This window comes from Sinorhizobium sp., from assembly GCF_059070375.1.
In genome coordinates, this window is sequence record NZ_JCACWC010000003.1 from 2,262,653 (window position 1) to 2,289,123 (window position 26,471).

Consider the following 26,471-nt stretch of genomic DNA (forward strand, 5'->3'; position numbering starts at 1 on the left):
TCGCCCGAGGTGCTGCGTTGCTCGAAAGTGGAAATCAATCGGCGCCTCGCGCCGCCGAGACGGATCGCCGCGATACGTTCAAGCCCGGCAATCGATTTCTCGGGCGGGTCGTCGCCTGCAACGGCTCGCGCGCCACGATCGCGGCGGTCGCCGAAAATGGCGAGACTTCGCTCACCGAGCTCTGGTCGGTCGGCAAGTTGGTTTCGATTTCCGTCGGCACCAACCGTGTCGTCGCACTCGTCTATTCGATGCAGACCGTTTCCGAGGGCTGGGGCGAAGAGGTCAACAATACTTTCCGCATCGAAGTGGAATTGATGGGCGAGGTTCATGTCGGTGCGGATGGGCGGGAAGAGTTTTCCGCCGGCATCAGCCGCTATCCCTATCTCGGAGCGATTGCCCACCGCATCCGCGTGAGCGATCTCGCCCGCATCTACGACTCCGGTCAATCGGACAGTTGCGTCATCGGCAAGCTGACGCAGGACGAAAGTCTCGACGCCACCATCCATGTGCCTTCCATGCTTGCCAAGCACTTTGCGATCGTCGGCACCACCGGCGTCGGCAAGTCGACCGCCGTGACACTGCTCCTGAACAAGGCGATCGCCGCCGACCCGAAGCTGCGTGTGCTGATCCTCGATCCGCACAACGAGTTCGCCGCCGCGTTTCCCGACCAGGCGGTGGTAATCGACACGGATACACTCGACCTCCCGTTCTGGTTCTTCCGGCTCGAGGAGTTGGCCGAGGTCATCTTTCGTGGACGCCCGCCGGTGCCGGACGAACTCGACATCCTGCGGGACGTCATCGCGGACGCGAAAAAAGCATTCAAGGGCGGCGAATCCGCCCTGATGCGGCGGCAGACGGAAAAGAGCTCGATCACCGCGGATACCCCCGTCCCATACCGCATTGCCGATCTTCTGGCGCTGATCGATGAGCGCATCGGTCGGCTGGAGGGACGCAACGACAAGCCGTACCTGCGCTCCCTCAAGGTCAGGATCGTCTCCGCAGTCAACGATCCGCGCTACCATTTCATGTTCTCGCAGAACACGATCACGGACACGATCGAGGACACGATTGCAAAGATCTTCCGCATTCCCGGCGACGGCAAGCCGATCGCCACCTTCGAGCTTGCCGGGATCCCTTCGGAAGTCGTCAACTCCCTCGCCTCCGTGCTCTGCCGCATGGCCTTCGAGATAGGCCTCTGGGGCAATGGCGCCATTCATATGCTGGTCGTTTGCGAAGAGGCGCACCGCTATGTGCCGGCCGATCCGTCGCTCGGCTTTGTGCCGACACGCCAGGCTATTTCACGGATCGCCAAAGAGGGTCGCAAATACGGAGTCTCGCTCGGCATCATCACCCAGCGGCCGGGCGAGCTCGATCCGACGATCCTGTCGCAATGCTCGACGGTCTTCGCCATGCGGCTCGCCAACGATCGCGACCAGGAAATCATCCGTTCGGCGATCGCCAATTCGTCGATCTCCACCACCAGCTTCATTTCCTCGATCGGCAACGGCGAGGCAATCGCATTCGGCGAGGCGGTCGCAGTGCCGATGCGCATGCGCTTTGCCCGCGTCGACGATGCGCGGTTGCCCCGCGCCCACGGCATCACCGACAAGGTTGACGACGACGCGCCGCCCCTCGCCGACCTCCGTTCGATCATCAGCCGAATGCGTGCCGTCAACGGTCCCGACATATCGAGTTTCCAACAGAGCTATCTGGCGTCACAGACCAAGCAGGCGCCGGCGCTCGAGGACAATAACCGAAGCGGGAGAGGCACCGGGACCGAGATCGCGGACTCCCATTCGCGACGATACCCCGCATTCGAGCCCTATAGCCCCGACATGCTTCCCCGCCCGTCCGAGCCGGGAAACCAGGAGTTCGAACGCTTCAGCCGGATCCGCGAGCAGATCCTGTCCGGAGAGGCGGAACGGATGTCGGGCCGGCCCGCCCAGGCGCCCGGCCAACCGGATGCAGGCTTCGCCACGCCGGCACCGCGTCACGAGGGGTCGCTTCGCGAAAGCCTGCTCAGGCGACCACTCGGCAGCCTCATCCGCAAATAGAACGGAAGCGGAGGGTACGGTGCGTCCTGACCGCTCAACCTGCCCTGATTGCAATTTTGGATCCGGGGGCTCCTCTCAAGCGTTGAGGTGACGTCAAGGCGAGGAGACGATCATGGACGACACTGACGCATGGAGAAACGAGCGGCGCCTCTGGCTTGAGGGCTCCGATCCCTATCGCGAATTGCTGGACGAAGACTGCATCATGGCATTCCCTGCGCCGGTTGGTCTGCTGCGCGGACGATCGGTCATAATCCGAAGTCTCCAGGGAATTCCGCGGTGGGAACATCTCACGATCAGCGAGAAAGTCATGAGCCGGATCGGCGAGAACTTCATCGTGCTCGGCTATCTTGCGGAGGCGCGACGCGCGGAAGGTGGGCCTTATGCGGCGTGTTGTACCTCGACCTATCACGGCGTGGGAGCAGACTGGAAGCTTATTCAACACCAGCACACGCCGGTTGATTGACGGCCCGCAAGCCTCCGCCTCCGTTGCGCGGAGCAAATTGGGATGAAAATCATGGAAGAGATTTTGACGCGCTTCTTCGAGCGCTACGAGAGCATGGCCAATCAGGTCCTTGCGGGGACGCTTCCGGTCGGAAGTACGACCTCCGCCTTCGCCACGGACTTTATCGCCGCCTCGCCGGCCGGAGTCATGACGGGAAAAAACGACGAGACCCTGACGGCTTCGATGGAAAAGGGTTATGCCCGCTATCGTGCTATCGGCACCAGGGAATTGAAGATCCGCAAAACCACGGTAACGCAGATCGATGCGCTGCATTTTCTCGTAAGGGTCGATTGGCGCTCCGTCTTCGACGCCGAGGAACAGCCGAATGTCACCATCGATTTCGAGGTTCATTACCTCGTTCAGCTGCGTGGCGGCGAGCCGAAGATTTTCGGTTGGATCAGCGGCGACGAGGAGGCGGTATTGAAGGAGCACGGCATCGACTGACGCTTCTGATGCCGCTTCAGACCGCAGCACAATGCTCAAGGAGCCTCAGCCCTGTGCTTGTTGTTCAGTCCAAGGCATCCGGACCGTCGATACGCTGCCAGGTCTCGTCAAGCTGGTTGCGAAACCAGGTCATCTGACGCTTGGCATATTGCCGCGTTGCCGCCGCGCCGGCCTCGATCACCTGCGCCTCGCTCATCTCGCCTCTCAGCATCGCGGCGATCTGTGGGACGCCGATCGCCTTCATCACCGGCATCTCCGGAGGAAGGCGAAGCGCGAGAAGCGCGCGCACCTCCTCGACGGCGCCTCTCGCAAGCATCGTCTCGAAGCGTCGATCGATACGGCCATGAAGAAGCCGCCGCTCCGGCAATACGACGATCTTCTGCGCTCGCGCCGGGTCGATGTTCACCGGCCCACGGCTCTGCTGGTAAGATCCTATCGGCCTTCCCGTGGCCTCGATTACCTCCAGCGCGCGCACGATACGCTGCCCATCGCCGGGTTGCACGCGCGCCGCCGTCTCCGGATCGCGCTCGGAAAGTTCACCGTGCAGCGCCTCGGCGCCCTCCTCCGTCAGGCGCGCACGCAGGCGCTGGCGGATCGCCGGCGGAATCTCGGGCATATCCGATAGCCCTCCGATCAGCGCTTTGAAATAGAGGCCCGTGCCACCGACGAAGACCGGCAGCCGCCCTCCCTTTCTCAGCCGCGCCACCAGCGCTTCCGCTTCGCGGAGCCACACGCCGGTGGAATAGGCCCGGCCCGGGGGGACGTGACCGTAGAGGAAATGCTCGACGCCCCCCATCTCGCTTTCATCCGGCCGCGCGGTCAGGACTTTCAGCGTCCCGTAAACCTGCATGCTATCCGCATTGATCACGACGCCGCCGTGTCTTTGCGCGAGCTTCACCGCGAGCGCGGACTTGCCGCTGGCGGTCGGCCCGGTTATCAGGATCGCGTCGATGTCTTTCGCAAGGTTTTGCATCATGGCTCTCGTTGCCACGCTTATCGCCAATCCGTCAAATCCCGTTCTGTCGCCAGCACGCGCGGAAGCGGCAGCGGAAAGCCTCGACGCGTCCGGGCTCTATTGGCTCGCGGACGGTATTGCCTGCGACATCGTGTTGAGGGATGGCGCCGAGGCCGGCGAAGCGGAAGCTCGGCTGCGCCAGGCGGTCGCCGGCGCCGCGATCGACGTCGCCGTGCAAGATGCCGAAAGCCGCCGCAAGCGATTTCTGATTGCCGACATGGACTCCACCATGATCGGGCAGGAATGCATCGACGAGCTGGCCGCGGAAGTCGGCTTGAAGGAAAAGGTCGCGGCAATCACCGCGCGCGCCATGAACGGCGAGATCGCTTTCGAGCCGGCACTCGTCGAAAGAGTGGCGCTTCTCCAGGGCCTGCCCGTTACCGTCGTCGCGGAGGTCATCGCCACGCGTATCACATTGACGCCGGGTGGCCGCGAACTGATTGCCACGATGAAGGCGAAGGGACATTACAGCGCCCTCGTCTCCGGCGGCTTCACCGTATTTACCGGCCCTATCGCAGAGAAGCTCGGATTCGACGAAAACCGTGCCAACATTCTCGTTGAAGAGAACGGCAAGCTGACCGGCGACGTTGCCCGGCCGATCCTCGGCAAGCAGGCCAAGGTCGATGCGCTCATCGACATTTCTGAACGGCTCGGCATCACGCCGGCGGACGTCATCGCCGTCGGCGACGGTGCCAACGATCTCGGAATGCTGCAGCTTGCCGGCACTGGAGTGGCGCTCCACGCTAAGCCCGTCGTTGCCGAACAGGCGAAGATCCGCATCGACCATGGCGACCTCACCGCCCTGCTCTATCTCCAGGGATATCGCAAGACGGATTTCGTGACGTGATCATTCTAGAGACCGAGCGGCTCAGGCTCCGTGCCTGGGCCGAGACCGACCGCGAACTCTTTGCCGAGATCAACAACGATCCCACGGTCATGGAGTTCTTCCCGTTCCGCCGCACCCGCGCGGAGGCCGACGCGCTTTTCGACCGCAACAACCGCAACATCTTCGAAACCGGCTTCGGCTTCTTCGCGCTCGCGCTCCGTGAGAACGACGCACCGGTCGGCTTCTGCGGACTTGCACGCACCGATCTCGAACCGCACCTGCCCGACGGCACCGTCGAGATCGGTTGGCGCCTGGCTCTCCGCCATTGGGGAAAGGGCTACGTGACGGACGCAGCCCGGGCGCTTCTCGATTATGGATTCGGCGAGAGGAAGCTTGGGGAGATCGTTGCCATCGCCGTTCCGGCCAACACGCGCTCCACCGCCGTGATGAAGCGGATCGGCATGCGCCCCGATTCCATGCGCGACTTCGATCATTCCGGCGTTCCGGACACGCATCCGCAGCTCAAACGCCACGTGCTTTACGCAATAACCGCGGAAGAATGGCGGCGGGATGGCCTTGCCGCGAAGCGGTAGCGCCCCGTCGCCACGGCCGAGAGCGCGCGCTCTATTCCATCCGCACCGTCACGAAACGCAGTTCGCCGGTCTTGTTCGCGATCATCAGCAAGGCGTTGCGGCGCCCGTCGGCCTTCAGTTCGGTGACGCGTGAGGTGACATCCTCCGGCGTTTCCATCGCTTCCTGACCGAGTTCGACGATCACCTCGCCCGGCTCCACCCGACGCTCGGCAGCGGGCGAATTGGGTTGCACCTCGGTAATCACGACGCCTTTGACGCTTTCGACAATGCCGAAACTCTGGCGGCGGTCGGCGTCGAGCTCGGCAAGCTTCATTCCGAGCACGGTGTCGCTTGCAGGCAGTTGCGCGGCCGGCGGCTCGCCGGGCTTCGCCTCACCGCCATTCGGCAGCACTTCGCCCGGTTTCGCATTGGCGAGCTGCTCGCCATCCTCCAGCCGGCCGAGCGTAACCCGAGCGGTCTGCTCCTTGCCGTCGCGGATAATGACCACATCGACCGCCTTGCCGACCGGGCTCTCGCCGACCGTGCGCATGAGATCGCGAATTTCCGCGATGTCCGTTCCGTCGAAGCGGATGATGATGTCGCCCGGCTTGATCTCGCCCTTGGTGATCGGACCGCCCTCGATGATGCCCGAAACGAGCGCGCCGCGTGGGAGCTCCATCTTCAGGCTCTCGGCGATATCGTCGGTGACGGGCTGGATCCGTACACCGAGCCAGCCACGGCGCGTCTCGCCGAATTCCCTGAGCTGATTGACGACGTTCACCGCAAGCTCCGCCGGCACGGCAAAGCCGATACCGACCGACATGCCGGTCTGCGAAAGGATCGCCGTATTGATGCCGACGACCTCACCCTGCATGTTGAAAAGCGGACCGCCCGAATTGCCGCGGTTGATCGCCGCATCGGTCTGGATGAAACTGTCGTAGGGGCCGGCATTGATATTGCGGCCGCGCGCGGAGACGACGCCCACCGATACGGATACGCCCAGGCCGAACGGATTGCCGACGACCATCACCCAATCGCCGATCCTGATCTTTCGCGAGTCGCCGAAGGAGACGGCCTTGAGCGGCTTCTTCGGTTCGACCTTCAGGAGGGCGAGGTCGGTTTTCGTATCCATGCCGACAAGCTTCGCCTTAAGCTTCGATCCATCGGAGAAATTGATCTCGATATCGTCGGCATCCTGGATGACGTGGTTGTTGGTGACTATGTAGCCGGCCGGATCGATGATGAATCCGGAACCGAGCGAGTTGACCGTGCGCGGCCGGCCGCCCTCGCCGCCCTGTCCTTTGAAAAACTCGTCGAAGAACTCCTGATGCGGCGATCCTTCCGGCACCTGCGGCATCGGCGCATTGTCGTCGCTCTTGACGTTCTGCGAAATCGAGATGTTGACGACGGCGTCGAGCAGTCCCTCGGCGAGATCGGCAACGGACGGCGGGCCGGCCGGAGGCCGGGACGTGGCCGTCTGGGCCAGCGTCGCATTGGTGAATATGAGTGCCGTCGCGGCCGCCAGCACCAGGCCGCGGAAGAATTCGGGTCGTTTCGACAAGTCGCTAGGCTCCTATCATTTCCCTTACATAACGCCGGCCCCCGGTCGTCCGGCAAGGATGATGCATGAACATCGCTCGGCTGCAACGAACTACAGCGCAGCGCGACCCGATCGAGACGCGCATCACGCGAACCTTCTCTTGAAGATACGGCGGAATTCCGAAGCGTCCAAACACGATTTCCTGATCCGGGCAGCGAACCGGCGGCGCCTCAGATGGTTATTTCGTGCCCGTGCTCTTTCAGAGCCTCCACGGCCTGCTCGAGGTTGGACCCCGCGACGAAGACGTAATCGGTGCTGAAGGTGGAATTGGCGAAGACGCCGACACCTGCCTCCGAGAGCGGTCGCAGCACCGACGATAGAACGCCTGGCACGTCGAAACTGAAGTGCTGCTCGATGCGGAAGCAGCGCCAGCCGAGCGAACTCTGCACGCTCGATGGGACACGGGCGGCACGACAGACGAGCGTCATTTCCTCGCGGGAACTGGAAACCGTCCAGAACCCCGGGCCCGGCAGCCACTCCGGAATCGCGGATCCGACGTTCAAACGGGTAATGGCATATTCGGCATCGACCAGCCGGATGAGCAATTTATGTGGCATTCGCATTATCCTCGAAGCAACCATACGAGCCCGACGCCGACGGCCACCGAAGTCAATCCGGCCAATCGGAGCTGATGTTCAGGGACATACGGCAATCGCCTCGCCAGTTCCACCAAAACCAAAGGGGCCAGTGCGTACACCAGCCCCTCGATGATCAGGAAAAAAGCCAGACCGGTCAGAAAGTCGGACATCGTCCGCTCAATCTGCGGTGGTCGGCGCCGCCAGGCCCGGGCTCGGTGGCGGTTGGTCCGCACCGTCCGCACTGTTGAAATAACGGAAGAATTCCGAATGCGGCGACAGCACGATGGTTGTGTCCGGGCTGCCGATCGACTGCGCATAGGCAGCCATCGACCGGTAGAACTCGAAGAAGCCCGGATCGCGCTGGAATGCGTCGGCAAATATCTGCGTCCGCTCCGCTTCGCCCTCACCGCGCAGGATTTCCGAATCACGCTGCGCTTCGGCAACGATCTCGACCACTTGACGATCGGCAATCGCGCGGCGTCGCTGGCCTTCCTCGTTGCCCCGGGCACGGATCAGTTCGGCTTCGGCCAGACGTTCCGCCTTCATCCGATCGTAGGTCTGCTGCGAGACTTCCTGGGTCAGGTCCGTGCGGCGGATGCGCACGTCCTCGATATTGAGACCAAGCGACTCGGCATCCGCGCTGAGGTCCGTACGGACCTCACGCATCATCGATGCGCGCTCGTCGGAAAGCGCCGCCTCGAATCCCCTCAGACCGTAGACCCGGCGCAGCGAAGCATCGAGGCGCGTCCTAAGCCGGGACTCCGCAGATTCTCGGTCTCCGGAAACCGTCTGCCGGAAGCGGCGGGGGTCGGCGATCTTGTAGACGACGAATGCATCCACCTCGTAGAATTTGCCGCCGGAGACCTGCACGCGGATATTGTCGAGGTCGAAACGGAGTGCCTGGTCTTCGACATACTGGACGCGATCGGCGTCCATGAAGCCGAATGGAAGCTTGAAATAAAGACCCGGTTCGCTCTTCACCTCCCGGATCTGACCGAAGCGAACGACGATCGCCTGCTGGCGCTCGTTCACGACGAAGACCGAGGAATAGACGACGAACAGGACGGCGGCGAGGACGATCAGGATTATTGAACTGCGATTGTTGATCATTGGTTTCCTCCCGACTGAACGGGCCTGCCGATTTCGTTGAGCGGCAGGTAGGGCAGCACGCCCTGGCCGTTCTTTTCGTCCAGGATGACCTTCTTGGACTTGCCGAGAACGCCTTGCAGCGTTTCGATGTAAAGCCGCTTGCGCGTGACCTCGGGGGCCTTGGAATATTCGTCGTAGACCGAGATGAAGCGCTGAGCCTCACCCTGAGCTTCCTTGACGACGCGGTCCTTGTAGGCGGCCGCCTCTTCGCGGATCTGGGCGCCCTGGCCGCGAGCCCTGCCGAGCACCTGGTTGGCGTACTGGTTCGCCTCCTCCACGAAGCGGTCCTCGTCCTGTTCGGCGCGCTGCACTTCGTCGAAGGCATCGGCCACCTCACGCGGCGGTGCGGCATCCTCGATCGCTACGGTATTCACCGATATGCCGGCGCCGTAAGCATCCATCGTCGCCTGGATCGTGTTCTTCACGTCCGCGGCGATCGCCTGGCGGTTGTCGCGGAAGATATCCTGGGCCGGACGGCGGCCGACGACCTCGCGCATTGCGCTTTCGGCCACCTGCTGCAGCGTGTCGGCCGGGTTCTCGACATTGAAGAGATAGGCCTTCGGATCGGTAACCGAGAACAGCACCGAGAACTGCACGTTGACGATGTTCTGATCGCCGCTGAGCATCAGGCCGGCATTCGACTGGCCCGTGCGGCCGCCGATATTCTGCTGCTGCTCCGTCACCTTGACGATCTCGACGGTTTCGAGCGGCCAGAAGTGATAGTGCAGGCCCGGCATGGAGATTTCTTCCTTCGGCTTGCCGAAGCGCATCTCGACGCCGCGTTCATCCGGCTGAACGGTATAGATGGAATTCAGCAGAACGAAGCCGAGGACCAACAGGCCCACGATGACGAAGATCCCGCCGTTGAAGCCTCCCGGAACCACGTTTTTCAATTGATCCTGGCCACGCCGGATGATCTCTTCCAGATCCGGCGGACCACCTCTTCCGCCGCGTGGCCGGTTGGGCCCCTGGCCCCATGGCCCCTGATTGCCGCCGCCGCCGCCCCACGGGCCGCCGCCGCCGCCATTCTGATTGCTCCAGGGCATCAAATCCTCACTTCCAAGAAACTCTGTCGCTGAACGCCCCGCAGGCATTGCGGCCGGTCACGATGTGAACCCGTTATAGGTATCATGTGCATTGCTTTCAACGCGATACGGCCGAGTTCACCGTAAATGCGTTAAAATTGTTCACCGCTCCCGCCGTAGCGATAGGCAAGTGCGTGGATAAGCACCGAGACCGCTCAGGCTCCGGCACCTTCTGGCGGCGACGTGCGGCGGCGCCAGGTCACGAAGTGCATCGCGTGGCTGTCTTTCTCGCCGCGCGGAAGGTCTTCCTCCAGCACCTTTTCGAAAATCGCCGGGTCGATAGAAGGGAAGCGTGTATCGCCATCCACCTCCGCTTGCACTTCGGTCACGTGCAGCACATCGGCCATGCCGATCGACTGACGGTAGATCTCGCCGCCGCCAATGATGCAGATCTCGTCGGCCCCGACCGCGGCCGCCCGCTCCCGCGCGATCGTGAGCGCCACTTCCAGCGACGGCGCCACCTCCGCGCCGGGAGCCTCGAAATCGGGGTTGCGGCTGATGACGATGTTCGGCCTGCCGGGCAAGGGTCGCCCGAGCGAGGCCCAGGTCTTACGTCCCATGACGACCGGCTTGCCGATCGTCAGCGCCTTGAAGCGCTTGAGATCGGTCGAGAGCCGCCAGGGCAGATCGCCCTCGCGGCCGATGACTCCATTCGCTGCGACAGCGACGACGAAAACGATCTTCGGTCGGGTGGTCACCTTCTGCTCCGCCTCAGTCATGAAAGCCACTCGGCTTGCTGTCGATTTCACGCGCGCGAACCAGCGCCGCCCGGTCCGTGACGACGCGAATATAGCGATCTATCACGTCGCTTTCCGGCAGGATCTTGCGCATCCACTGCAGTGCGCTTGCGAGCAACAGATCGGCCGCGCTCATCGATTCGCCAAGGAGATAGGTGTGCCGCGTAAGCGCGTCGATCACATGCGCGCACATTTCGGTGTAAAGCCTCGCGAGCCCCGGATTGTTCACCGTCACTCCGGATATATGAGCGAGAGCGGTCGGCTCGATGACACCGGCATAGTAGGCGAGCCACGACAGATAGGCGCCGCGCTCGCGATGGCCGGGCGGCCGGCTCAGGCTGCAATCGGGATAGAGATCCGTCAGATATTGCACGACCGCGACCGACTCCCAGATCAATGTCCCGTCGTGGAGGAGTGCCGGCACCTGCTTGTGCGGATGCGGATTGTTTTCGTCCGGGCCGCCGGATCCGTCCCAACGGCGGATATCGACATAACGGATGTCGTAGTCGGCACCGAGTTCTTCGAGCAGCCAGATGATGCGCGATGAGCGCGACAAAGGCGCGTGGATCAGCGTCAGCATGGAAACCTCCCATTGGGGCACCACCGGGAAACGCGGGAGCCGGCTTTGCCCGGAGTGCTTAGCTAGACCGCGACCGGCGCCTTGATATGTGAATCGGCTTCGTAGCCGACGAGCTCAAAGTCTTCGAATCTAAACGAAAATATATCCTTCACCGCCGGATTTATTTCCAGTTTCGGCAGCGGCTTCGGCGTTCTCGTCAGTTGCAGCTGCGCCTGTTCGAAGTGGTTGCGGTAGATATGTGCATCACCCAGCGTATGAACGAAATCGCCGGCTTCGAGCCCTGTGACCTGCGCCACCATCATCGTCAGCAGAGCGTAGGAAGCGATATTGAAGGGTACGCCGAGAAAGATATCGCCCGAGCGCTGGTAGAGCTGGCAGGAGAGCTTCCCGTCCGCCACGTAGAACTGGAACAGGCAGTGGCATGGCGGGAGCGCCATTTCGTCGACAAGCGCCGGGTTCCAGGCCGAAACGATGTGGCGGCGGGAATTCGGATTGGTCTTCAGGCCCTCGACGAGCGCCGCGATCTGATCGATATGTCCGCCGCCGGGCGTCGGCCAGGAGCGCCATTGATAGCCGTAGACCGGTCCGAGCTCGCCGTTTTCGTCCGCCCATTCGTCCCAGATGCTCACCCCGTTTTCCTTGAGATAGGCGACGTTCGTGTCGCCCCTGAGGAACCAGAGAAGCTCGTGAATGATCGAGCGCAGATGCAGCTTCTTGGTGGTCAGCACCGGAAAACCCTGCGACAGGTCGAAGCGCATCTGATAGCCGAAAACGGAGCGCGTGCCCGTACCCGTACGGTCGCCCCGGTCGGTTCCCGTTGTGATCACATGTTCGAGGAGATCGAGATATTGTCGCATGCTTTTCCGCCGACGATTCGTTCGTAGCGTCGAAAATAGAACGAACCGCCGCGCGAACCAATGGTGGAAAGGTGTTTTCCCGCACTTCGCATCGCCATGCACGACTGTCCGTCGGTCGGGCCAACCAGCCCGGTCAATATCTCCGGCATACGCGCCCGCCGGTTCATTTCGACGGGCGTCGGTTTGCGGCGTGGTCCTGATACTGCTCGTTCCTTACCGCCTTCTCGTCGAGGCCGCGCGAGTCGGAATGCTGCGCTTTGTCCCTGTTCGACAGGACGTCGTTTTCGCCGAGGACGCCTTCCTTCAGTTCGGTTTTCGCACCGCTACCGTCGCCCTTGCCCTTGTCGGGCTTTCCCATGTTCTTCTTGCTGGCGTGAGCCATCGCAGTCTCCTTTCAGCTATTCTCGGAAATGCCGGCCAGCTAGGTCAGTCGCCGGCGCCCTTGTGATGCCTGCTCTCCTGATTTTTCCCACGCAGAATGCTGCGATCGTCCGCCTCGCGGGCATCGCCATGCTCGGTGCTCAGATCCTGTCCCTTGCGTTGCGCCTTTCTCAAAGCGTCGGAACGGTGCAGATCCGCTTCGGCATTGAAGTCCTTGTCTGCGTTGGAGGTGTTCTCGCGGCCCTGCAGCACGCGCTTCTGCTGCTCTTGCGTCTTTCTGCCGACCATTGCCTTGCTCCTATTTGTTGCTGCGACCGCGCTGGTCCGGATTTGCGCCGCCTTGCGCGGTCGTGTCGTTCGCGACATCTCCTTCAATAGTGTTGCCGCGTTTCAGGGCTTCGTAGTCTGACGGTCCACCAATGCCCTTCGTGCGTCCGATCCCGGGATCCTGCTTCAGGTCCTTGTCGCTCGGGCGGCGTGTCTTCGGATGTTTGGACGATGTCATCGGCCTTCCTCCTGCTCTGCGACTTGTTCCGGGGCGCCCCTGGTTCGCTTCCTCGGTTAACCGCACTGAACCGTGAATGTTCCGCAATCGCGGCCCCGTTCGGCAGCACGAGGCGGAGCAGTATTTACCGGCAGCGGCGAAACAATCGCGGCGTATGGCTGTTAGGCCAATCTACAGCGCCGCGTTCTTCGCGGGACGCGAAATTCTGCATGTTCACGCCTGAACGGGCTCTGACCGCCTGAACCGGTTCCCGCCAAAGAGACATGCAGTTGCGCTTCAGCCATCAAGCAAGGGAGGTGACGATGAGCGCCACAGGTCTCGACGTCTTCGAGAAGACACTGCAAACGACCCATATCTGGCTCGGCGAGATCATGGAACAACACGGTCCCGACCGGAAAGTCGCCTGGCACATCCTGTCAGTTGTGCTGCGGGTCCTGCGGGACCGGCTTCCTCCGGAAATCGCGGCCCATCTCGGCGCGGAACTTCCGCTGATCGTACGAGGCGCCTACTACGATCAATACCGGCCGAACCACCCACCGGACAAGGGCACTCGTTCGCTCGACGAATTTCTCGCCCGGATCGCGGAGGGTATGAAGGATACGCGACCGGTCAATCCGGCCGACGCGGCGCGTAGCGTATTTCGGGTCCTGGCGCGGCATGTCGACCTTGGCCAGACTGCAAAGGTACGCGACGCCTTGCCCAAAGAAATTCAGTCGTTGTGGCCCGACAGCATCGGCGCCCGCGAATAGCGCAAACGGGGGCGAATAAAAGAGATCGGCGCCGGGTCACGGCGCCGCCGGGGCAGCTCTGGCGCCCGGCCGGCTCGTCGCCGACCGGAAAGCGCTTTGCCGGCCAACCTGGATCAGAGCGTCTGGAGCTTGCCCAAATTCTTGGCGACCAGATAGTAGAAGGTCACACGCGACTTGCTGCGATCATCCGCCATCGCTTTGGCCGCCGCAGCAACAGCGGCATCTGCATCTGACCCGCCGACGCCGAGTTTCTTCTCACACCACTTTTCCTTGACGCGTTCCAGTTCTTTTGGATCCGACGCCGAAACGAGGGCGGAATCCTTATTGCGAAGGGCGATACCGAGATGGCGCACGATCTTGTTGACAACTGCTTCGTCGGCGCTGCTGTCATACTTCTGCACGTCTGCAAGATAATCAGTCATGAAGCCTCCACTTTGCACTTGCTCTCAAAAGCTGCCGCCCTTCTCGCGAACCGCGTGCAGCAGGCGGAGTTTTTCACGCCGCTCGTGTAAGTCAAGCATTTCGTGCGGAGTTGGCGAGACCGACATAAATCCGTCATTTCCCTCGAGAAGCCCTTTTCTTGGGACGCGGAAAGACCTATATGACGAGTGCCGTCTTCGGGCGGCTATGGCAATAAACGGGCGATGCAATAAACCCATTGGACCCGGGGGCGGTACCCGGCGCCTCCACCAAAAACCGGCCTGGTGCAGACCGGCTTTTGATGGGGGCGAAATAGGATCGACAAGGGCGTAAAGATCGACTTTTTGCTCGGCATTGTACCACCGTTATCGGGCTAAACTTATAGTTGCAAACGACAACTATGCTGAAGCACGTCTCGCTGCCTAACGGCGGTGCGACACTTCAAATCAAGTCCTTCCGGGTAGCACCGTAAGGCGGGGTCCGAAGGCACCTGGCAACAGAAGCCTTCACCTTCTCCCCTGTCGTGAAATGGTCTATAGATGCCTCAATAATTGACTCGTCATAAACAGACGGGCAATGAAGGAGCAGGCCACGGCGCCGACATAGTCAAGGCGCAGGTTTGGCTGTAGCACCTTGAATCGCTGCATGATTTCCTGAATGGAGTTCCGGTTGCAGGAATCATGCATCAAGTGACTTGAAGAGAACGGGGACCAAATGGGCCAGGACCATATTCGCTACGACATTCTGGCGCAGGACGCGCTTCGCGGCGTCATTCGCAAGGTGTTGGCCGAAGTTTCCGCTACGGGCCACCTGCCCGGCGATCACCACTTCTTCATTACGTTCCTGACCGGTGCGCCCGGTGTCCGGATCTCGCAACATCTCAAGGCCAAGTATCCGGAACAGATGACGATCGTCGTCCAGCACCAGTTCTGGGATCTGAAGGTTACCGAGACCGGCTTCGAAATCGGCCTTTCGTTCTCGGACACACCGGAAAAGCTTGTGATACCGTACAATGCAATTCGCGGCTTCTACGATCCCTCGGTCAACTTCGAACTGGAGTTCGATGTGGCGGCCGGCGAGGAAGAAGAAGCCGATTCGGCGGAAATAACCGCTTATCCGCTCGACGAAGCTGCCGAGGCCGCAACTGACGAAAGCACGGAAAAACCCGACGGCCCGAAGGGCGGCGGCGCTTCCGTCGTCTCGCTCGATTCCTTCCGCAAGAAAAACTGACGACGCGAGGAGGCGCGGACCATGGCCGGCGACGTGATCAATCTGCGTCAGTTCCGCAAACGCCAGGCTCGGACTGAAAAGGAAAAGCAGGCCGAGCAGAATCGCCTTACCTTCGGCCGCAGCAAAACCGAGAAGGCCCTGACCAAGGCCTTGAACGAAAAGGCCGCAAAGACGCTTGATCACGGCAGGCTCGAGCAAGCGGGCGGCGAGGCTTCAATCGACCGGAAGAAGCCGTGACGACCGCAGCCGCAAAAGCGATTCCCACTCAAGGACTTGCGGCAGCTTTCCGAATCCGATCGGCAGCTGCTTGAATCCGTTTATGAGCATGGGGAAGGTCGTCAAGCATTCGGCCACCTTGCACGGACACCGCACCAGCTTCACTCTCGAAGAACCCTTTTGGCTGGAATTGAAATCCATCGCCAAGGACCGCGACATGCCGCTCGCGCGGCTCATTGCCGAGATCGACGACGGCCGCGGCCAGGATGGAAATCTGTCGTCGGCCTTACGGGTCTATGTGCTCGCCTGGGTCAAGGCACGCGAAGGGACGGTGCGCGAGGCATAGAGCCACCTCCGGGAACAATGCCGTTGCTCGCCGGTCGCCTGCTACTGCACGGTAATGTCGGGAAGCAAATCGAAATTCAGGCCCTGACCAGCCGGTGGTCCGGCATTTTGCCCGCCCGGGTTGCCGGAAGGCGATGGCAACTGGCCGCCGCGCCGGGCATCCTGCGACGGAGCGACAGGCGTCTGCTGACGACCGATGCTGCGCGGCGGCAGCTGCCGCATTCTCAGCCGCTCCTCATCCTCCGCACGGCGTTCAGCGGCCGCCCGTGCTTCCGCCTCCGCCCGCATCCGCGCCGCTTCCGCCGCCGCTGCCTGACGGCGGCGCTCCTCGGCGATCGTCCGCAAGCGCTGCTGCTCACGCTCCGCCGCGCGCGCCCGGTAAAGCGCTACCTCGCGGCGCAAGCGTTGCTTTTCGAGCACATTCGCCTGTAGTGTCTCGACACGCCTGCGCTCGCGCTCGAAGGCTCTAAGCGACAGGAAGTTAGACAGCTCCGTGACATCGACCGTCACGCCGGGCGATGCAAGCAGCCCGGCATAGGAGAACCGGACGCGAGGCTCGGCTCCCGCAAGCGCCTCCTCGCCGGGACGGAAGGTCAGATCGATCGCCCCGCTCATTCGCCCTGCAGGCAAGTCGAAAGCAGCCTCCCCGCTGAAAGCAGCGTTGCCATCACCGGCGGTGACGTTCTGCGCCCTCACGGTTCCGCCTGCAATGCCGAAGGGCACCTTCACAGCGCCGACGACCGACTGGCCGGTGAAGAGCAGGTTCTCTGCAGCCTTGCGGATCGCATCGGGCGAGATATCGGTCTTCATTGCGTCCGCCGCCGCCATCAGTTGCGGCAGCGCCGCCGTATTGATGCCGTTGAGAGTAAGCCCGTTCAAGGTCGCCGTTCCGGATCCGCTGAGCGATTGCACCATTGCCTGCGGCGTTGCGCCGGCAGCCTCCATCGCCACGGCAAGATCGAAGCGGCCGGTCGCCACCGGGCCCGTCGGCCGCACCCAACCCGTTTCGGCAATGTCGGCACCTGTGAGATCGAACTTCGAGCGCAGGTAGCCGGAGCCGTTGGCATTGCCGATTTGCAGCCGCCCCGCGAGCTTGCCCCCCAGCCAGTCTCCCGTCGCATCGCTGAGTGCGAGTTCATCGCCCTTCCATTGCAGCTGCCCGGCAAAGCCGGTCACCGGACCGTAGACGCCTGGCCAGAAGCGCTTCGCACTTACGTTGAGCGCCACATCGAGCCCGGTCCATGCCGGTTTTACGACCGGTGCCAGCGCCAGTCCCCCGGTGCTTGCGTCGTGAACCTGCCCCAGAATTCCTTCGCCGAGCCAGGCGAGATCGAGGGCATCGACCGAAAGCTCCCCTTGCGCCTTGCCGAGGACCTTGCGGTCGATCGAAAGCGCGCCGGCAAAGCCGTTCTGGTCGGCTTTGCCCTCGATTGCGGTCACTGCGATTTTTTCGGCATCGGTCGCAAACTCGGCCGAGACCGTTACCGGCAAACCGCTGCCCATCTGCGGCAGCCCGATGCCCTGCAACAGCAGATAGGGCTCCAGGTCCTCGGACTTCAGGGTGAGCTTCCCCTGCCCTTCGAGGTAGTGCGCGCGCGCAAGATCGAAGACACCGTTCGCCGCAAGCGACGTCCGCTCCGTGGTGAAGGTCAGCGAACCATTTGCCTTCGAGCCCTCCGTGCTCTGCAGCTTTATGGCAAGAATGCCGTTTGCGTCCGCTTCGAAGGGCAGCGGGTCCAATCCGGCCTGCCCCAGGAGAACGGATGTCTGCGGATTCTCGAGCGTCGCCTCCAGCAGCATGCCCTGGCCGGCGAGCGCCTGGGCGACATCGGGCGCCTGATAGCTGGCGGCTATCTTGCCTCCGTTGGCGGTCCCGATCACCCCGAAGGTGAAGGGTGCGTTACCCTCCTTGTTGCCGGCCGTCAGCGTTACGTCGAAAGCAGCGTCCGAGTAATAGGGTCCGGCCTTGATCAGCCGTTCCAGCGCCGGATGGGCCGCGCTATGCCGTCCGATCATTTCGAGGAAGGGCGTAAGCTCCTCCGCGGCGAGTTTCATCTTCGCCGACACGACCGGTTTTTCGAGCCCGCCGCTGATGCGGCCGGAGAACGCAAGCTGGGCGCCTGAAAGAGCGCCGATCGCCACGCGCTCCGCCTGCAGTTGGCCGTTCTTGAAGGTGAGCACCGCCTGAACGTCCTGCGCTTCCTCACCGAAGGCGGAGAATGTCTCGGCGGAAAGATCGGCGGCGATGGCGTGCTGCAGCAACGTCCCGGTGGAGGCGTCGCCCGCGACAAGACCGGCGAGGGCCTGAAGCGCCTCCATATCTATGCGGTTGCCTTTCAACTGCAGCGACAGCGCGGGTGGCTGCTCGGCGAAGGACTGGCGCTCGATCCTGCCGCGCAACGTGGCCGGACCTGCCGCCACTTCAAGGTTTTCAAACTGCTGCAGAGTGTCCGTCAGATTGACCGTCGCCGAAAACCCGGCCGTTTTCAGCGTGCGTATCGCCGGATCGACCGATCCCGCCAGCCAGTTCGCGAATCCCGACGGCTGGTTCGAAGCGATGACGAGGTCCCCGCGAAAGGAGCGCTGCTCCTTGAGGCTCAGCCGGCCCTTGGCTTCCAGTTGCGTGCGGCCGGGCAGGAGTGCGACCGCATTGTCGACGATCCAGCCGACGCCGTCGGGCCGGACGTCAAGGCGAACGTCGCGCACCGTCGTGTCGCCGATCACGATCGCCGGAAGTTTAAGACTGGCGCGTCCCGGCACCTGCGGGATCGGAATATCGGCGGCGATCGCCAGCATTGCGTCGATCCGCTGGCGTAGCGAGACGGCCGGATCGCGCCCCGTCTTGCCGCTGCTGCCGGAATTGCCGATGCGGCTGACATCGATCTGCTGGCCGTCGGCGATCAGCAGGAACCGCTGGTCCTTGCCGGTGTCGAGCGTCGCCTCGCCGGTGACGATATAGGGATCGTCGGGCGGCCCTATTTCGAAATGGTATTCCGGTACGCGGATGCTTTCGTTGGTAAGCTGGAACTCGCCGTTGATACGAAGGGCGCCGTCCGCCTTGACCTCGCTGGCGGGCCGGTTCTCCGTGAGCGTGAAGCGCCCGGCATAAACCGGTCTGAAATCGACGATCTTCAGATCGCCGTCGAGCTCCACGCCGAAGGGCCGTTCGTCCGGCACCAGCCGCGCCCGCAGGCTCAAGGCGCCCGTTTCGTCGACGGTGTTGCTCGTCAATGAGAAGCTTCCCGCCTCACCGTCGAGCGTCGCACGGCCCTCGACCCTCCAGGGCCCGGCGAGCGTGCGGGCCGAGAGGTCGGCGGAGAGCTCACTGACCCGGCGTGTGCGCCCCGTCTGCTCATCCACGAACTCGATCTCGCCGTCGGCGATCTCCACCCTCTCCAGGATGACCGTATTGGCGGGAATCGCGGCGCGCGACCCGCGTGCCCAATCCAGCGTGCCATCGGGCTGGAGCCGGAGCCGCGCCTTCGGCCGGTCGAGCCGCATGTCGAAGATCAGTGCCTCGCCGCTCAGGAAGGGCGCAAGCTCCGCGCTCATCGAAAACTGCGCGACCTGAATCAGCGGTGCGCCGCCGTCGCTCGCTCCGACGCGCACGTCGTTGAGCGTGACCGTAGGAAAGGGAATGAGACGCGCATCGACGCTACCATGGACCACCACGGGCTTGCCCATGATGCGGCTTGCCTCCCGCTCGAAATCGGCACGGAAGCTGGTCCAGTCGATAAACAGGGGTGCGATCAGCGCGGCAAAGAGCGCGACGACCAACAGTCCTCCGAGGGTAACCAGAATTCGCGCCAGCACCGTGTCACATTCCCGTCAGTTCGTCCGTCCCTTGCATTGCGGCTTTGAGCCGGTTTTGCAAGTCTCAGGCAAAGATCTTGCCCGGATTGAAGATGTTGTCGGGATCGAGAGAGCGTTTGATCTGCCGCATCAGATCCAGCGCATCGCCGAGTTCGGCCGCAAGAAACGGCATCTTGCCCTGCCCGATCCCATGTTCGCCCGTACACGTGCCGTCCATGGAGAGCGCCCGCCCATTCAGCCGCTCGACGAAAGCCTCCGCCTTCGCCACGTCAGCCGCATCCGTGTCGTCGAAGAGCAGCCCCACATGAAAATTTCCATCGCCGGCGTGCCCGACGATCGGCGCGACCAAACCATGCGCAGCAATGTCTTCATGCGTCGCCGCGACGCAGTCGGCAAGACGCGAGATCGGCACGCAGACATCGGTGGAGAGAATGGCGCGCCCGGGCATGAGGCTCTTCTGCGCCCAGTAGGCGTTGTGCCGTGCCTTCCAGAGCCGTGCCCGCTCTTCCGGATTGGTCGTCCAGATGAAACCCGTAGAACCGAATTCCGACGCTATTTCGGCGAATTGACGGGACTGCAGCTCGACGCTCTCCCCGTTGCCGTGGAATTCGACGAAAAGGGTGGGCGTTTCCTGGTAGGTCAGGCCCGAATAGGCATTGCACGCCCTCATCTGCAACGCGTCCAGGAGTTCTATGCGCGCCACCGGGATGCCGGACTGGATCGTCAGGATCACGGCATTGCAGGCGTCGGCAATCGTCGGAAAAGGGCAGACGCCGCCGGAAATCACCTCCGGTATGCCCTGCAGGCGCAGCGTGATCGAGGTGAGGATGCCGAGGGTGCCTTCCGCGCCGACGAAGAGGCGCGTCAGGTCATAGCCGGCCGACGACTTGCGCGCCCGATGGGCCGTCCTGATTTCGCGCCCGCCGGCGACAACGGCCGTGACGGCGAGCACGTTTTCCTTCATGGTGCCGTAGCGCACCGCATTGGTGCCCGATGCACGCGTCGACGCCATGCCGCCGATCGAGGCGTTTGCGCCCGGATCGATCGGGAAGAAGAGACCGGTGTCGCGCAGGTAGCTGTTGAGTTCCTCCCGCGTCACGCCCGGCTCCACCGTGCAGTCCAGGTCGTCGGCATTGACCGCAAGCACGCGGTTCATCCGCATCATGTCGACCGAAATGCCGCCATGGGGCGCGTTGACGTGACCTTCGAGCGAAGAGCCCGTTCCGAAGGGGATGAGCGGCACGCGGTGCTCACATGCGATCTCCACGACCTCGCGCACCTCGGCTGCACTTTCGGGGAAAACCACGGCATCGGGCAGCTGCGCGGGAATGTAGGTCGTCGTGTGGGCGTGCTGGGCCCGGATCGCTTCACCGGTCTGGAATCGATCGCCGAAGCGTGTGGCGAGGTGTGTTTTGGCCGCCGCGATACCGTTCTCGTTTCTCGCCCCTGCCCGGATTGCGTTCACCGCCACGAAAATTCTCCTTCTCATCTCCCGATGCGCCTTCGCGGCCCCGGAAGAGCGCTCTTTCGTCTTGAGCGCCCGCACAATCTATCCCCAATTCGCACTCGAATTAAGGGCACCCGGTCCGGCGCGACAAGGAAAATACGCGAGGGCTCACTCTCCCGTCTCCACTCTCGCAAATCCGTCGCGGGCGCTTTGGACGGCTTCGACGATCGACACCGTCCTTGTCCGCACGCGCCCCAGCCACCCGGCCGACCGGAAGCGCTTACATTTCAATGGGCTACTGTGCAAATCGGAATCACTTTGTCCAGAAGTTCACCGGTTTGGAGCGGCATCGCGTCAAAAAATTACCGCCGGTGATACCGGCTTGTCACAAGTCCGGCCGACTGGAGGGCACCGCAGCGAATGCGCCTTTTGTTTGCGGGCCTATAGGGTATTATGTCCGGAAAGGGAGAACGTCGCATGTTCGGGCTGCTTGCTTTGATCACCGCGTCGATTTTCTTCGGCGCCGCCATTTACATCAATGTGGCTGAACAGCCTGCCAGACTGGCGCTGGACGGAGGTGCAGCGCTGCGGGAATGGGTACCCGCCTATCGGCGCGGCTTCGAGATGCAGGCTCCTCTCGCGATCGTTTCCTGCCTCCTCGGCGCTGTGGCATGGTGGCAGTCAGGCGATGCGCTCTGGGGCTTGGGAGCGGCCGTCATCATACTCAACTGGCCCTATACGCTTTTCGTCATCATGCCCGTCAACCAGCGCCTGGAGACGACCCGTCCGGATCAGGCGAATGCGGAAACCCGCGAACTGATCGAGCGCTGGGGCAGGCTCCATGCCGGCCGCAGCGCCCTCGGTGCGCTCGCTACCCTCATCTATCTCGCTGCCGCAGCAGGCGGCTTCTGACGATCCGCGGCAATTGCGCCGCGCCACCTGCCGCTGCCTCAGATTTCGACCATGTCAGATCTTGAGCACCTCGGCCGCCTTCATCTCCTCCAGCAGCTTCCGCTCCTCGTCGGCATGTGGCTTGGTAAAGCGGGCAATGACCAGATAGGCGACGGGCGTCAGATAGAGCGTCACGACCACCGCCAGACCCAACCCACCCACGAGCACCCAGCCAAGGGCGATGCGTGCTTCGGCGCCGGCACCGCTTGCCAGAACCAGCGGTACCGCGCCCACGACGGTCGCGATCATTGTCATCATCACCGGCCTAAGACGGATATTGGCGGCATTCTCGATGGCGCTGCGGACGTCCTGCCCACGGTCGCGGAGCTGGTTGGCGAACTCGACGATCAGGATGCCGTTCTTGGCCATGATGCCGACCAGCATGACGAGCCCTATCTGACTGTAGATGTTGAGCGTGTTGCCGGTCACGATCATTGCGAAGACGGCGCAGGCGAGACCGAGCGGCACGGTCGACATGATGATGAGGCCGCTCACGAAGCTTTCGAATTGCGCCGCGAGCACCAGAAAGATGATGACGAGCGCGAAGCCGAAGGTAACGAACAGGCCGTTGGCGTTCTCGTCCAGCGTCGCGGCCTCGGCAAGCGGCATGATCCGCGATCCGGGCGGCAGAAGGGGTTCGGCGATCTCCTCGACCATCGACAGCGCCTCGCCGAGTGCGAGATCGGACTTCAGGCCGGCCGACAGCGAAACGGCGCGCAGTTGCGATTCGCGGGAAAGCTGCGGCGCCACTGCCTTCTCCTCGACCGTGGCGATGGACGACATCGGCACGATGCGGCCGTCGCCGGCCTTGACGAAGATGTTCTGCAGATCCGTCGGGTCGTTGAGCGGCTCGGTGGAAGAGAGCAGTTTGACCGGATAGGACTCTCCTTCCACGAAGATATCGACGACGCTGCTGCCGTCGAGCATCGCCTGCAGCGCCCAGGAGAGGCCACCTATGTCCACGCCGAGGTCGGAGGCGCGCTCCCGGTCGATCGTCACCGACAATTGCGCCTGGTTGGCCTCGTAGTTGAGCCTCACATTCTCGAAGCGGCCGGTATCCTCCATTGCCCTGACGAGCTTCGTCGCCGCGTCGCCCAGCTTCTTGTAATCGTTGCCGACAAGCGCGACCTGCAGGCCGCTGCCGGCACCGCGGATACCGAGGCTGTTCGCCTGGATGGTGAAGGCGCGAACCGACGGGATCTTCGAGGTCGCCCTGTTGATGTCGGCGACGATCTGGCCCTGCGTACGCTCGCGCGCTTCCCATGGGGCAAGCGTCAGGACCATGAAGCCGCTATTGGCCGAGCCGCCCTGACCGGAAATCGAGAACACATTGCTGATCTCGCCGGATTTGAGCAGCGGCTGCAGGCCCTCTTCGATGCGGCGTAGCTGTGCCTGCGTGTATTCCAGCGAGACGCCCTGCGGCGCGTTGATCCGCAGCATGACCTGCGACCGGTCCTCGTTCGGCGTTAGCTCCGACTTGAGCGTCAGAAAGCCCAAAGCGCCGGCGGCGGTAAAGAAGGCGGCCACCGCGAAGACGATGAGCGGCGCGTTGAGGCAGGCGCGAAGCGTCACGCGGTAGAAGGCGGAAGCGCGCCGGCCGAAGCGCTGCATCACCCCCTCATGCTCATGCGGCTCTTTCGTCAGCATGCGCGAGGCGAGCATCGGACAGAGCGTCAGCGAGACGAAGGACGACAGAAGGATCGCAAAGGCGAGCACGAAGCCGAATTCACGGAAGAGCCCGCCCGTCTGCCCCGGCAGGAAGGAGAGCGGAACGAACACGGCCGCCAGCGTGGCCGTGGTTGCGAGCACGGCGAAGAAGACCTCGAGCGTACCGTGGACGGCGGCGGCGCGCGGACCGAGGCCCTCGGCCCGGCGCCGCACGATATTTTCGAGCACCACGATCGCATCATCGACGACGAGCCCGGTCGCAAGCACGATCGCCAGAAGCGTCAGGATGTTGATCGAAAAGCCCGCAAGATAGATCGCGGCCACCGTACCGATCAGCGCGATCGGCATGGTTATGGTCGGGATGAGCGTCGCGCGCCAGTCGAGCAGGAACAGGTAGATGACGAGGGTGACGATGAAAACGGCGACGAAGAGTGCGATCTCCACCTCATGGATGGCGCCGTTGATGAACACCGCATCGTCGCTGGTGATCTTGAGCTCGGTTCCGGGCGGCAGGATATCCGAGGAGATCGCGTCCACGACGCTGCGCACGCCCTCGGAAATATCGACCGTGTTCGACTGAGCCTGGCGGATGATGCCGAGGCCGATACCCTCGCGGCCGTTGGAGCGCAGCGCCGAAGTGCCCGTATCCGGGCCGAGGGTCACGGTCGCGACGTCGCGAAGCCGGACATTGTTGCCGAGCATCAGGTTTTCGAACTGCTCGGGCGTCTGGAGGTCGGCCGTCGCCCGAACGGATATGTCCTGACTTGCGCTCGTCAGCGAGCCCGCCGGCACATCGTAGGAGGCGTCGGAAAGCGCCTCGCGAAGATTGGCCACGGTGACTCCGCGTCCGGCGAGCTTCGCCTGATTCAGGTCGATACGGAAAATCTTCTCCTGGTCGCCGTAGACTGTGACGTCGGCAACGCCTTCGACCGCCGCCAGCCGGTCGCTGATCTCGTTCTCGACGAGCAGCGTCATGTCGTCCATGCTCATCGTGTCGGAGGTCAATGCAAGGCGCATGATCGGCTGGCTGTCGGAATCCGCCTTCACGATGCGCGGCTCGTCGGCATCATCAGGCAATTGGCCGGTGATCCGGCCGAGAGCATCGCGGACGTCGTTGGCCGCCTGGCCGATGTCGGTCGTGTCGGAGAATTCGAGCGTCACCCGGCTGCGCCCGAATGACGAGGAAGACGAAATGCCCTTGATGCCCTGCACGCGTGAGACGGCACCTTCGATGACCGAGGTCACTTCACGATCGATCGTTTCCGGCGAGGCGCCGTCGAACTCGGTCGTGACAGAGACCACCGGCTGGTCGACCTGCGGCAGTTCGCGGATCTCGACGCCGTTCCAGGCGGCAAGACCGGCCACGACGATCAGCGTGTTGACGACCAGGGCGAAGATCGGCCGGCGGATGAAAAGCGCGGTGAAGCCCGTCTTTCCGCCCTGCCCTCCGCCTGGTTGATGGCCTCCCATGCCGATATTCATTTCGCGTCTCCCGCGACCTTCTGCTCGGCCTCGGCCGCAGGCTCGCCGGCGATCCGCACCACGCCGCCGTCGCGAAGCCGCTGCACGCCCTCGGTCACGACGCGGTCGCCCTCGGCGAGGTCCGCATCGACAAGCACCCTGTCGGGATTGCGCTGGATGATCTTGATCGGCACGCGCTCGCTTTTGTCGCCTTTGACCCGCCAGATAAAGGAGCCTTCGGAGCTCCATTGGATCGCCAGCGGGTCGACGGTGGGATATCGGTCGCCGTCGAATGCCACGGTGACCGAAAAGGACATGCCGGCGCGCAGCATGTCATCCGGATTCTCGAGTCGCGCCCGGACCCGGAGCGTCCGGCTCTCCGGGTCGAGGCGGTTGTCTATCGCGTGAACGACGCCCTGAAGTGCACGCCCTGGCTGCGCGATCGCGCTCGCGGTCACCGGCTGATCGACGGAGATCTTGCCTGCGAAGCGCTCGGGCACCCAGAAATCGACGAGGATCTGCGACCGGTCGTCCACGACGGCGATCGGCGTCGAGGTCGTGACGTAATCTCCTATATTGACGGTGATGATCCCGACCACCCCCTTGGAGGGCGCCACGATATCGCGACGCTTCAGGTCGAGTTCGGCGGTTTTCAGCGCCAGTTCGGCCGCCTGCAGCGCGAATTCGGAGTCACGCACCTCGACGGCCGTCACTGCGCGCGCGGTGCTGAGATTGCGGTAGCGCTCGACCTTCTCCCGGGCACTGTCGCGGGTCAGCCGCGCCTGCTCGGCAGCGATCATCTGGTCGTCGCTGTCGAGGCGCGCGATTACCTGGCCTTCCGTGATCCTGTCGCCCGACTTCACCAGTATTTCCGTGAGATTTCCCGTTGCGGTCGGCGTCACGGTAACCGAGCGGATCGCTTCGCCGTTGCCGATCGCGTTCAGCCTGTCGTTGACGACGGCGCGCTCGGCAGGCTTAACGACGACCAGGGGGGCTTCCGCGAAGCCGCTGCGTCGACCCTGCCCGCGCTCGCCATTGCCCGAACCGCCCCCTGCCCCTTCGCCGTCCTTTGGTCCCGACAACGCATCGATCAACGGTTGCGAAACCCCGATCGCCGCCAAGGTCTCACCCGCGCCAGGCGCAAAGCGCACCCACGCGGCGCCCCCGACGGCGAGGACGACGACGCTGATCGCGAGCTGATTCCAAAAGCGCATTCATGTCTCCAAAAGAAAAGCTCTCCAAAAGAAAAAGCCCTCCAAAAGAAAAGGGCGCTCCAACGAGGCGCG

At 62.9% G+C, this 26,471-nt stretch carries 27 protein-coding genes and 1 other RNA gene; 11 read left to right on the forward strand and 17 right to left on the reverse strand.

Features of this window, described 5'->3' with window-relative positions:
- Positions 1–17: 17 nt before the first annotated feature.
- From AC5J09_RS23015 to AC5J09_RS23025, 3 genes are all read left to right on the forward strand, one after another.
- Positions 18–2,054, forward strand: a complete 2,037-nt coding sequence (locus tag AC5J09_RS23015) for an ATP-binding protein (RefSeq protein ID WP_494298570.1) — start codon at positions 18–20, stop codon at positions 2,052–2,054.
- Positions 2,055–2,166: 112 nt separating this feature from the next.
- Complete coding sequence (locus AC5J09_RS23020) at positions 2,167–2,517, forward strand: hypothetical protein (protein ID WP_100671651.1); 351 nt, start codon at positions 2,167–2,169, stop codon at positions 2,515–2,517.
- 42 nt (positions 2,518–2,559) lie between these two features.
- The gene (locus AC5J09_RS23025) at positions 2,560–3,000 is read left to right on the forward strand and encodes a DUF6841 family protein (RefSeq protein ID WP_494298571.1); all 441 of its coding nucleotides are present in this window, start codon (positions 2,560–2,562) and stop codon (positions 2,998–3,000) included.
- 64 nt (positions 3,001–3,064) lie between these two features.
- Here AC5J09_RS23025 and miaA read toward each other — a convergent pair whose 3' ends face one another.
- A complete protein-coding gene (miaA, locus tag AC5J09_RS23030) occupies positions 3,065–3,976 on the reverse strand; it encodes a tRNA (adenosine(37)-N6)-dimethylallyltransferase MiaA (protein WP_494298572.1) in 912 nt (303 codons plus the stop codon).
- Here miaA and serB point away from each other — a divergent pair.
- Both serB and AC5J09_RS23040 read left to right on the forward strand, forming a co-directional pair.
- Positions 3,975–4,862 carry a phosphoserine phosphatase SerB gene (serB, locus tag AC5J09_RS23035; protein WP_275597684.1) on the forward strand — a complete coding sequence of 296 codons (888 nt, stop codon included), beginning with the start codon at positions 3,975–3,977 and terminating at the stop codon, positions 4,860–4,862. The two genes, miaA and serB, sit on opposite strands and share 2 nt — an antisense overlap.
- Complete coding sequence (locus AC5J09_RS23040) at positions 4,859–5,434, forward strand: GNAT family N-acetyltransferase (RefSeq protein WP_324761992.1); 576 nt, start codon at positions 4,859–4,861, stop codon at positions 5,432–5,434. Before serB ends, AC5J09_RS23040 begins: the two co-directional genes overlap by 4 nt.
- Before the next feature lie 31 nt (positions 5,435–5,465).
- Here AC5J09_RS23040 and AC5J09_RS23045 read toward each other — a convergent pair whose 3' ends face one another.
- The 11 genes from AC5J09_RS23045 to AC5J09_RS23095 all read right to left on the reverse strand — a co-directional run bounded on the left by AC5J09_RS23045 (position 5,466) and on the right by AC5J09_RS23095 (position 12,885).
- Positions 5,466–6,974 carry a Do family serine endopeptidase gene (locus AC5J09_RS23045; RefSeq protein WP_100671656.1) on the reverse strand — a complete coding sequence of 503 codons (1,509 nt, stop codon included), beginning with the start codon at positions 6,972–6,974 and terminating at the stop codon, positions 5,466–5,468.
- 209 nt (positions 6,975–7,183) lie between these two features.
- The gene (locus AC5J09_RS23050; RefSeq protein ID WP_003534920.1) at positions 7,184–7,570 is read right to left on the reverse strand and encodes an ACT domain-containing protein; all 387 of its coding nucleotides are present in this window, start codon (positions 7,568–7,570) and stop codon (positions 7,184–7,186) included.
- Positions 7,571–7,575: 5 nt separating this feature from the next.
- Positions 7,576–7,761: a DUF2065 domain-containing protein gene (locus AC5J09_RS23055; protein WP_018095402.1), complete on the reverse strand. Its 186-nt coding sequence runs from the start codon at positions 7,759–7,761 to the stop codon at positions 7,576–7,578.
- A 7-nt stretch (positions 7,762–7,768) separates the two neighbouring features.
- Positions 7,769–8,701: a protease modulator HflC gene (hflC, locus tag AC5J09_RS23060; RefSeq protein ID WP_100671657.1), complete on the reverse strand. Its 933-nt coding sequence runs from the start codon at positions 8,699–8,701 to the stop codon at positions 7,769–7,771.
- Positions 8,698–9,786, reverse strand: a complete 1,089-nt coding sequence (hflK, locus tag AC5J09_RS23065) for an FtsH protease activity modulator HflK (protein WP_100671658.1) — start codon at positions 9,784–9,786, stop codon at positions 8,698–8,700. Before hflK ends, hflC begins: the two co-directional genes overlap by 4 nt.
- Positions 9,787–9,980: 194 nt before the next feature.
- Positions 9,981–10,544: a dihydrofolate reductase gene (locus tag AC5J09_RS23070; protein ID WP_379938178.1), complete on the reverse strand. Its 564-nt coding sequence runs from the start codon at positions 10,542–10,544 to the stop codon at positions 9,981–9,983.
- Entirely contained in the window at positions 10,537–11,142 is a 606-nt protein-coding gene (locus AC5J09_RS23075) for a glutathione S-transferase (RefSeq protein WP_018095406.1), read from the reverse strand. Before AC5J09_RS23075 ends, AC5J09_RS23070 begins: the two co-directional genes overlap by 8 nt.
- A 62-nt stretch (positions 11,143–11,204) precedes the next feature.
- Positions 11,205–11,999, reverse strand: coding sequence for a thymidylate synthase (locus tag AC5J09_RS23080; protein WP_494298573.1), 795 nt, complete (start codon positions 11,997–11,999; stop codon positions 11,205–11,207).
- 163 nt (positions 12,000–12,162) lie between these two features.
- Entirely contained in the window at positions 12,163–12,381 is a 219-nt protein-coding gene (locus AC5J09_RS23085; protein ID WP_494298574.1) for a hypothetical protein, read from the reverse strand.
- Positions 12,382–12,425: 44 nt separating this feature from the next.
- Entirely contained in the window at positions 12,426–12,668 is a 243-nt protein-coding gene (locus tag AC5J09_RS23090) for a hypothetical protein (protein WP_010969715.1), read from the reverse strand.
- A gap of 10 nt (positions 12,669–12,678) precedes the next feature.
- On the reverse strand, positions 12,679–12,885 hold the full coding sequence (locus AC5J09_RS23095) for a hypothetical protein (protein WP_018095410.1): 207 nt from the start codon (positions 12,883–12,885) through the stop codon (positions 12,679–12,681).
- Positions 12,886–13,187: 302 nt separating this feature from the next.
- Between AC5J09_RS23095 and AC5J09_RS23100 the strand changes: the two genes are divergently transcribed.
- Complete coding sequence (locus tag AC5J09_RS23100) at positions 13,188–13,634, forward strand: DUF2267 domain-containing protein (RefSeq protein WP_100671662.1); 447 nt, start codon at positions 13,188–13,190, stop codon at positions 13,632–13,634.
- 113 nt (positions 13,635–13,747) lie between these two features.
- Here AC5J09_RS23100 and AC5J09_RS23105 read toward each other — a convergent pair whose 3' ends face one another.
- The gene (locus tag AC5J09_RS23105) at positions 13,748–14,056 is read right to left on the reverse strand and encodes a DUF2853 family protein (RefSeq protein WP_100671663.1); all 309 of its coding nucleotides are present in this window, start codon (positions 14,054–14,056) and stop codon (positions 13,748–13,750) included.
- Between the two features lie 149 nt (positions 14,057–14,205).
- Here AC5J09_RS23105 and ssrA point away from each other — a divergent pair.
- The 4 genes from ssrA (at position 14,206) to AC5J09_RS23125 (ending at position 15,846) form a co-directional block, all read left to right on the forward strand.
- Positions 14,206–14,565, forward strand: a transfer-messenger RNA (tmRNA) gene (ssrA, locus tag AC5J09_RS23110).
- A gap of 203 nt (positions 14,566–14,768) precedes the next feature.
- Positions 14,769–15,284, forward strand: coding sequence for an SspB family protein (locus AC5J09_RS23115; protein ID WP_018095413.1), 516 nt, complete (start codon positions 14,769–14,771; stop codon positions 15,282–15,284).
- Between the two features lie 21 nt (positions 15,285–15,305).
- On the forward strand, positions 15,306–15,521 hold the full coding sequence (locus AC5J09_RS23120) for a DUF4169 family protein (RefSeq protein ID WP_127711993.1): 216 nt from the start codon (positions 15,306–15,308) through the stop codon (positions 15,519–15,521).
- 82 nt (positions 15,522–15,603) lie between these two features.
- Positions 15,604–15,846: a ribbon-helix-helix domain-containing protein gene (locus tag AC5J09_RS23125; protein ID WP_127711991.1), complete on the forward strand. Its 243-nt coding sequence runs from the start codon at positions 15,604–15,606 to the stop codon at positions 15,844–15,846.
- Between the two features lie 41 nt (positions 15,847–15,887).
- Here AC5J09_RS23125 and AC5J09_RS23130 read toward each other — a convergent pair whose 3' ends face one another.
- Both AC5J09_RS23130 and AC5J09_RS23135 read right to left on the reverse strand, forming a co-directional pair.
- Positions 15,888–19,658, reverse strand: coding sequence for an AsmA family protein (locus tag AC5J09_RS23130; RefSeq protein WP_494298576.1), 3,771 nt, complete (start codon positions 19,656–19,658; stop codon positions 15,888–15,890).
- 64 nt (positions 19,659–19,722) lie between these two features.
- Positions 19,723–21,129, reverse strand: a complete 1,407-nt coding sequence (locus AC5J09_RS23135) for an FAD-binding oxidoreductase (protein WP_494298577.1) — start codon at positions 21,127–21,129, stop codon at positions 19,723–19,725.
- Between the two features lie 453 nt (positions 21,130–21,582).
- Between AC5J09_RS23135 and AC5J09_RS23140 the strand changes: the two genes are divergently transcribed.
- The gene (locus tag AC5J09_RS23140; protein ID WP_100671669.1) at positions 21,583–22,017 is read left to right on the forward strand and encodes an anthrone oxygenase family protein; all 435 of its coding nucleotides are present in this window, start codon (positions 21,583–21,585) and stop codon (positions 22,015–22,017) included.
- Between the two features lie 54 nt (positions 22,018–22,071).
- Here the strand turns inward: AC5J09_RS23140 and AC5J09_RS23145 are convergent, their stop codons facing one another.
- Together AC5J09_RS23145 and AC5J09_RS23150 are read right to left on the reverse strand one after the other, a co-directional pair.
- Complete coding sequence (locus AC5J09_RS23145; protein WP_494298578.1) at positions 22,072–25,206, reverse strand: efflux RND transporter permease subunit; 3,135 nt, start codon at positions 25,204–25,206, stop codon at positions 22,072–22,074.
- A complete protein-coding gene (locus AC5J09_RS23150; RefSeq protein WP_494298579.1) occupies positions 25,203–26,399 on the reverse strand; it encodes an efflux RND transporter periplasmic adaptor subunit in 1,197 nt (398 codons plus the stop codon). The genes AC5J09_RS23145 and AC5J09_RS23150 overlap by 4 nt, the downstream gene beginning before the upstream one ends.
- Positions 26,400–26,471 lie beyond the last annotated feature (72 nt).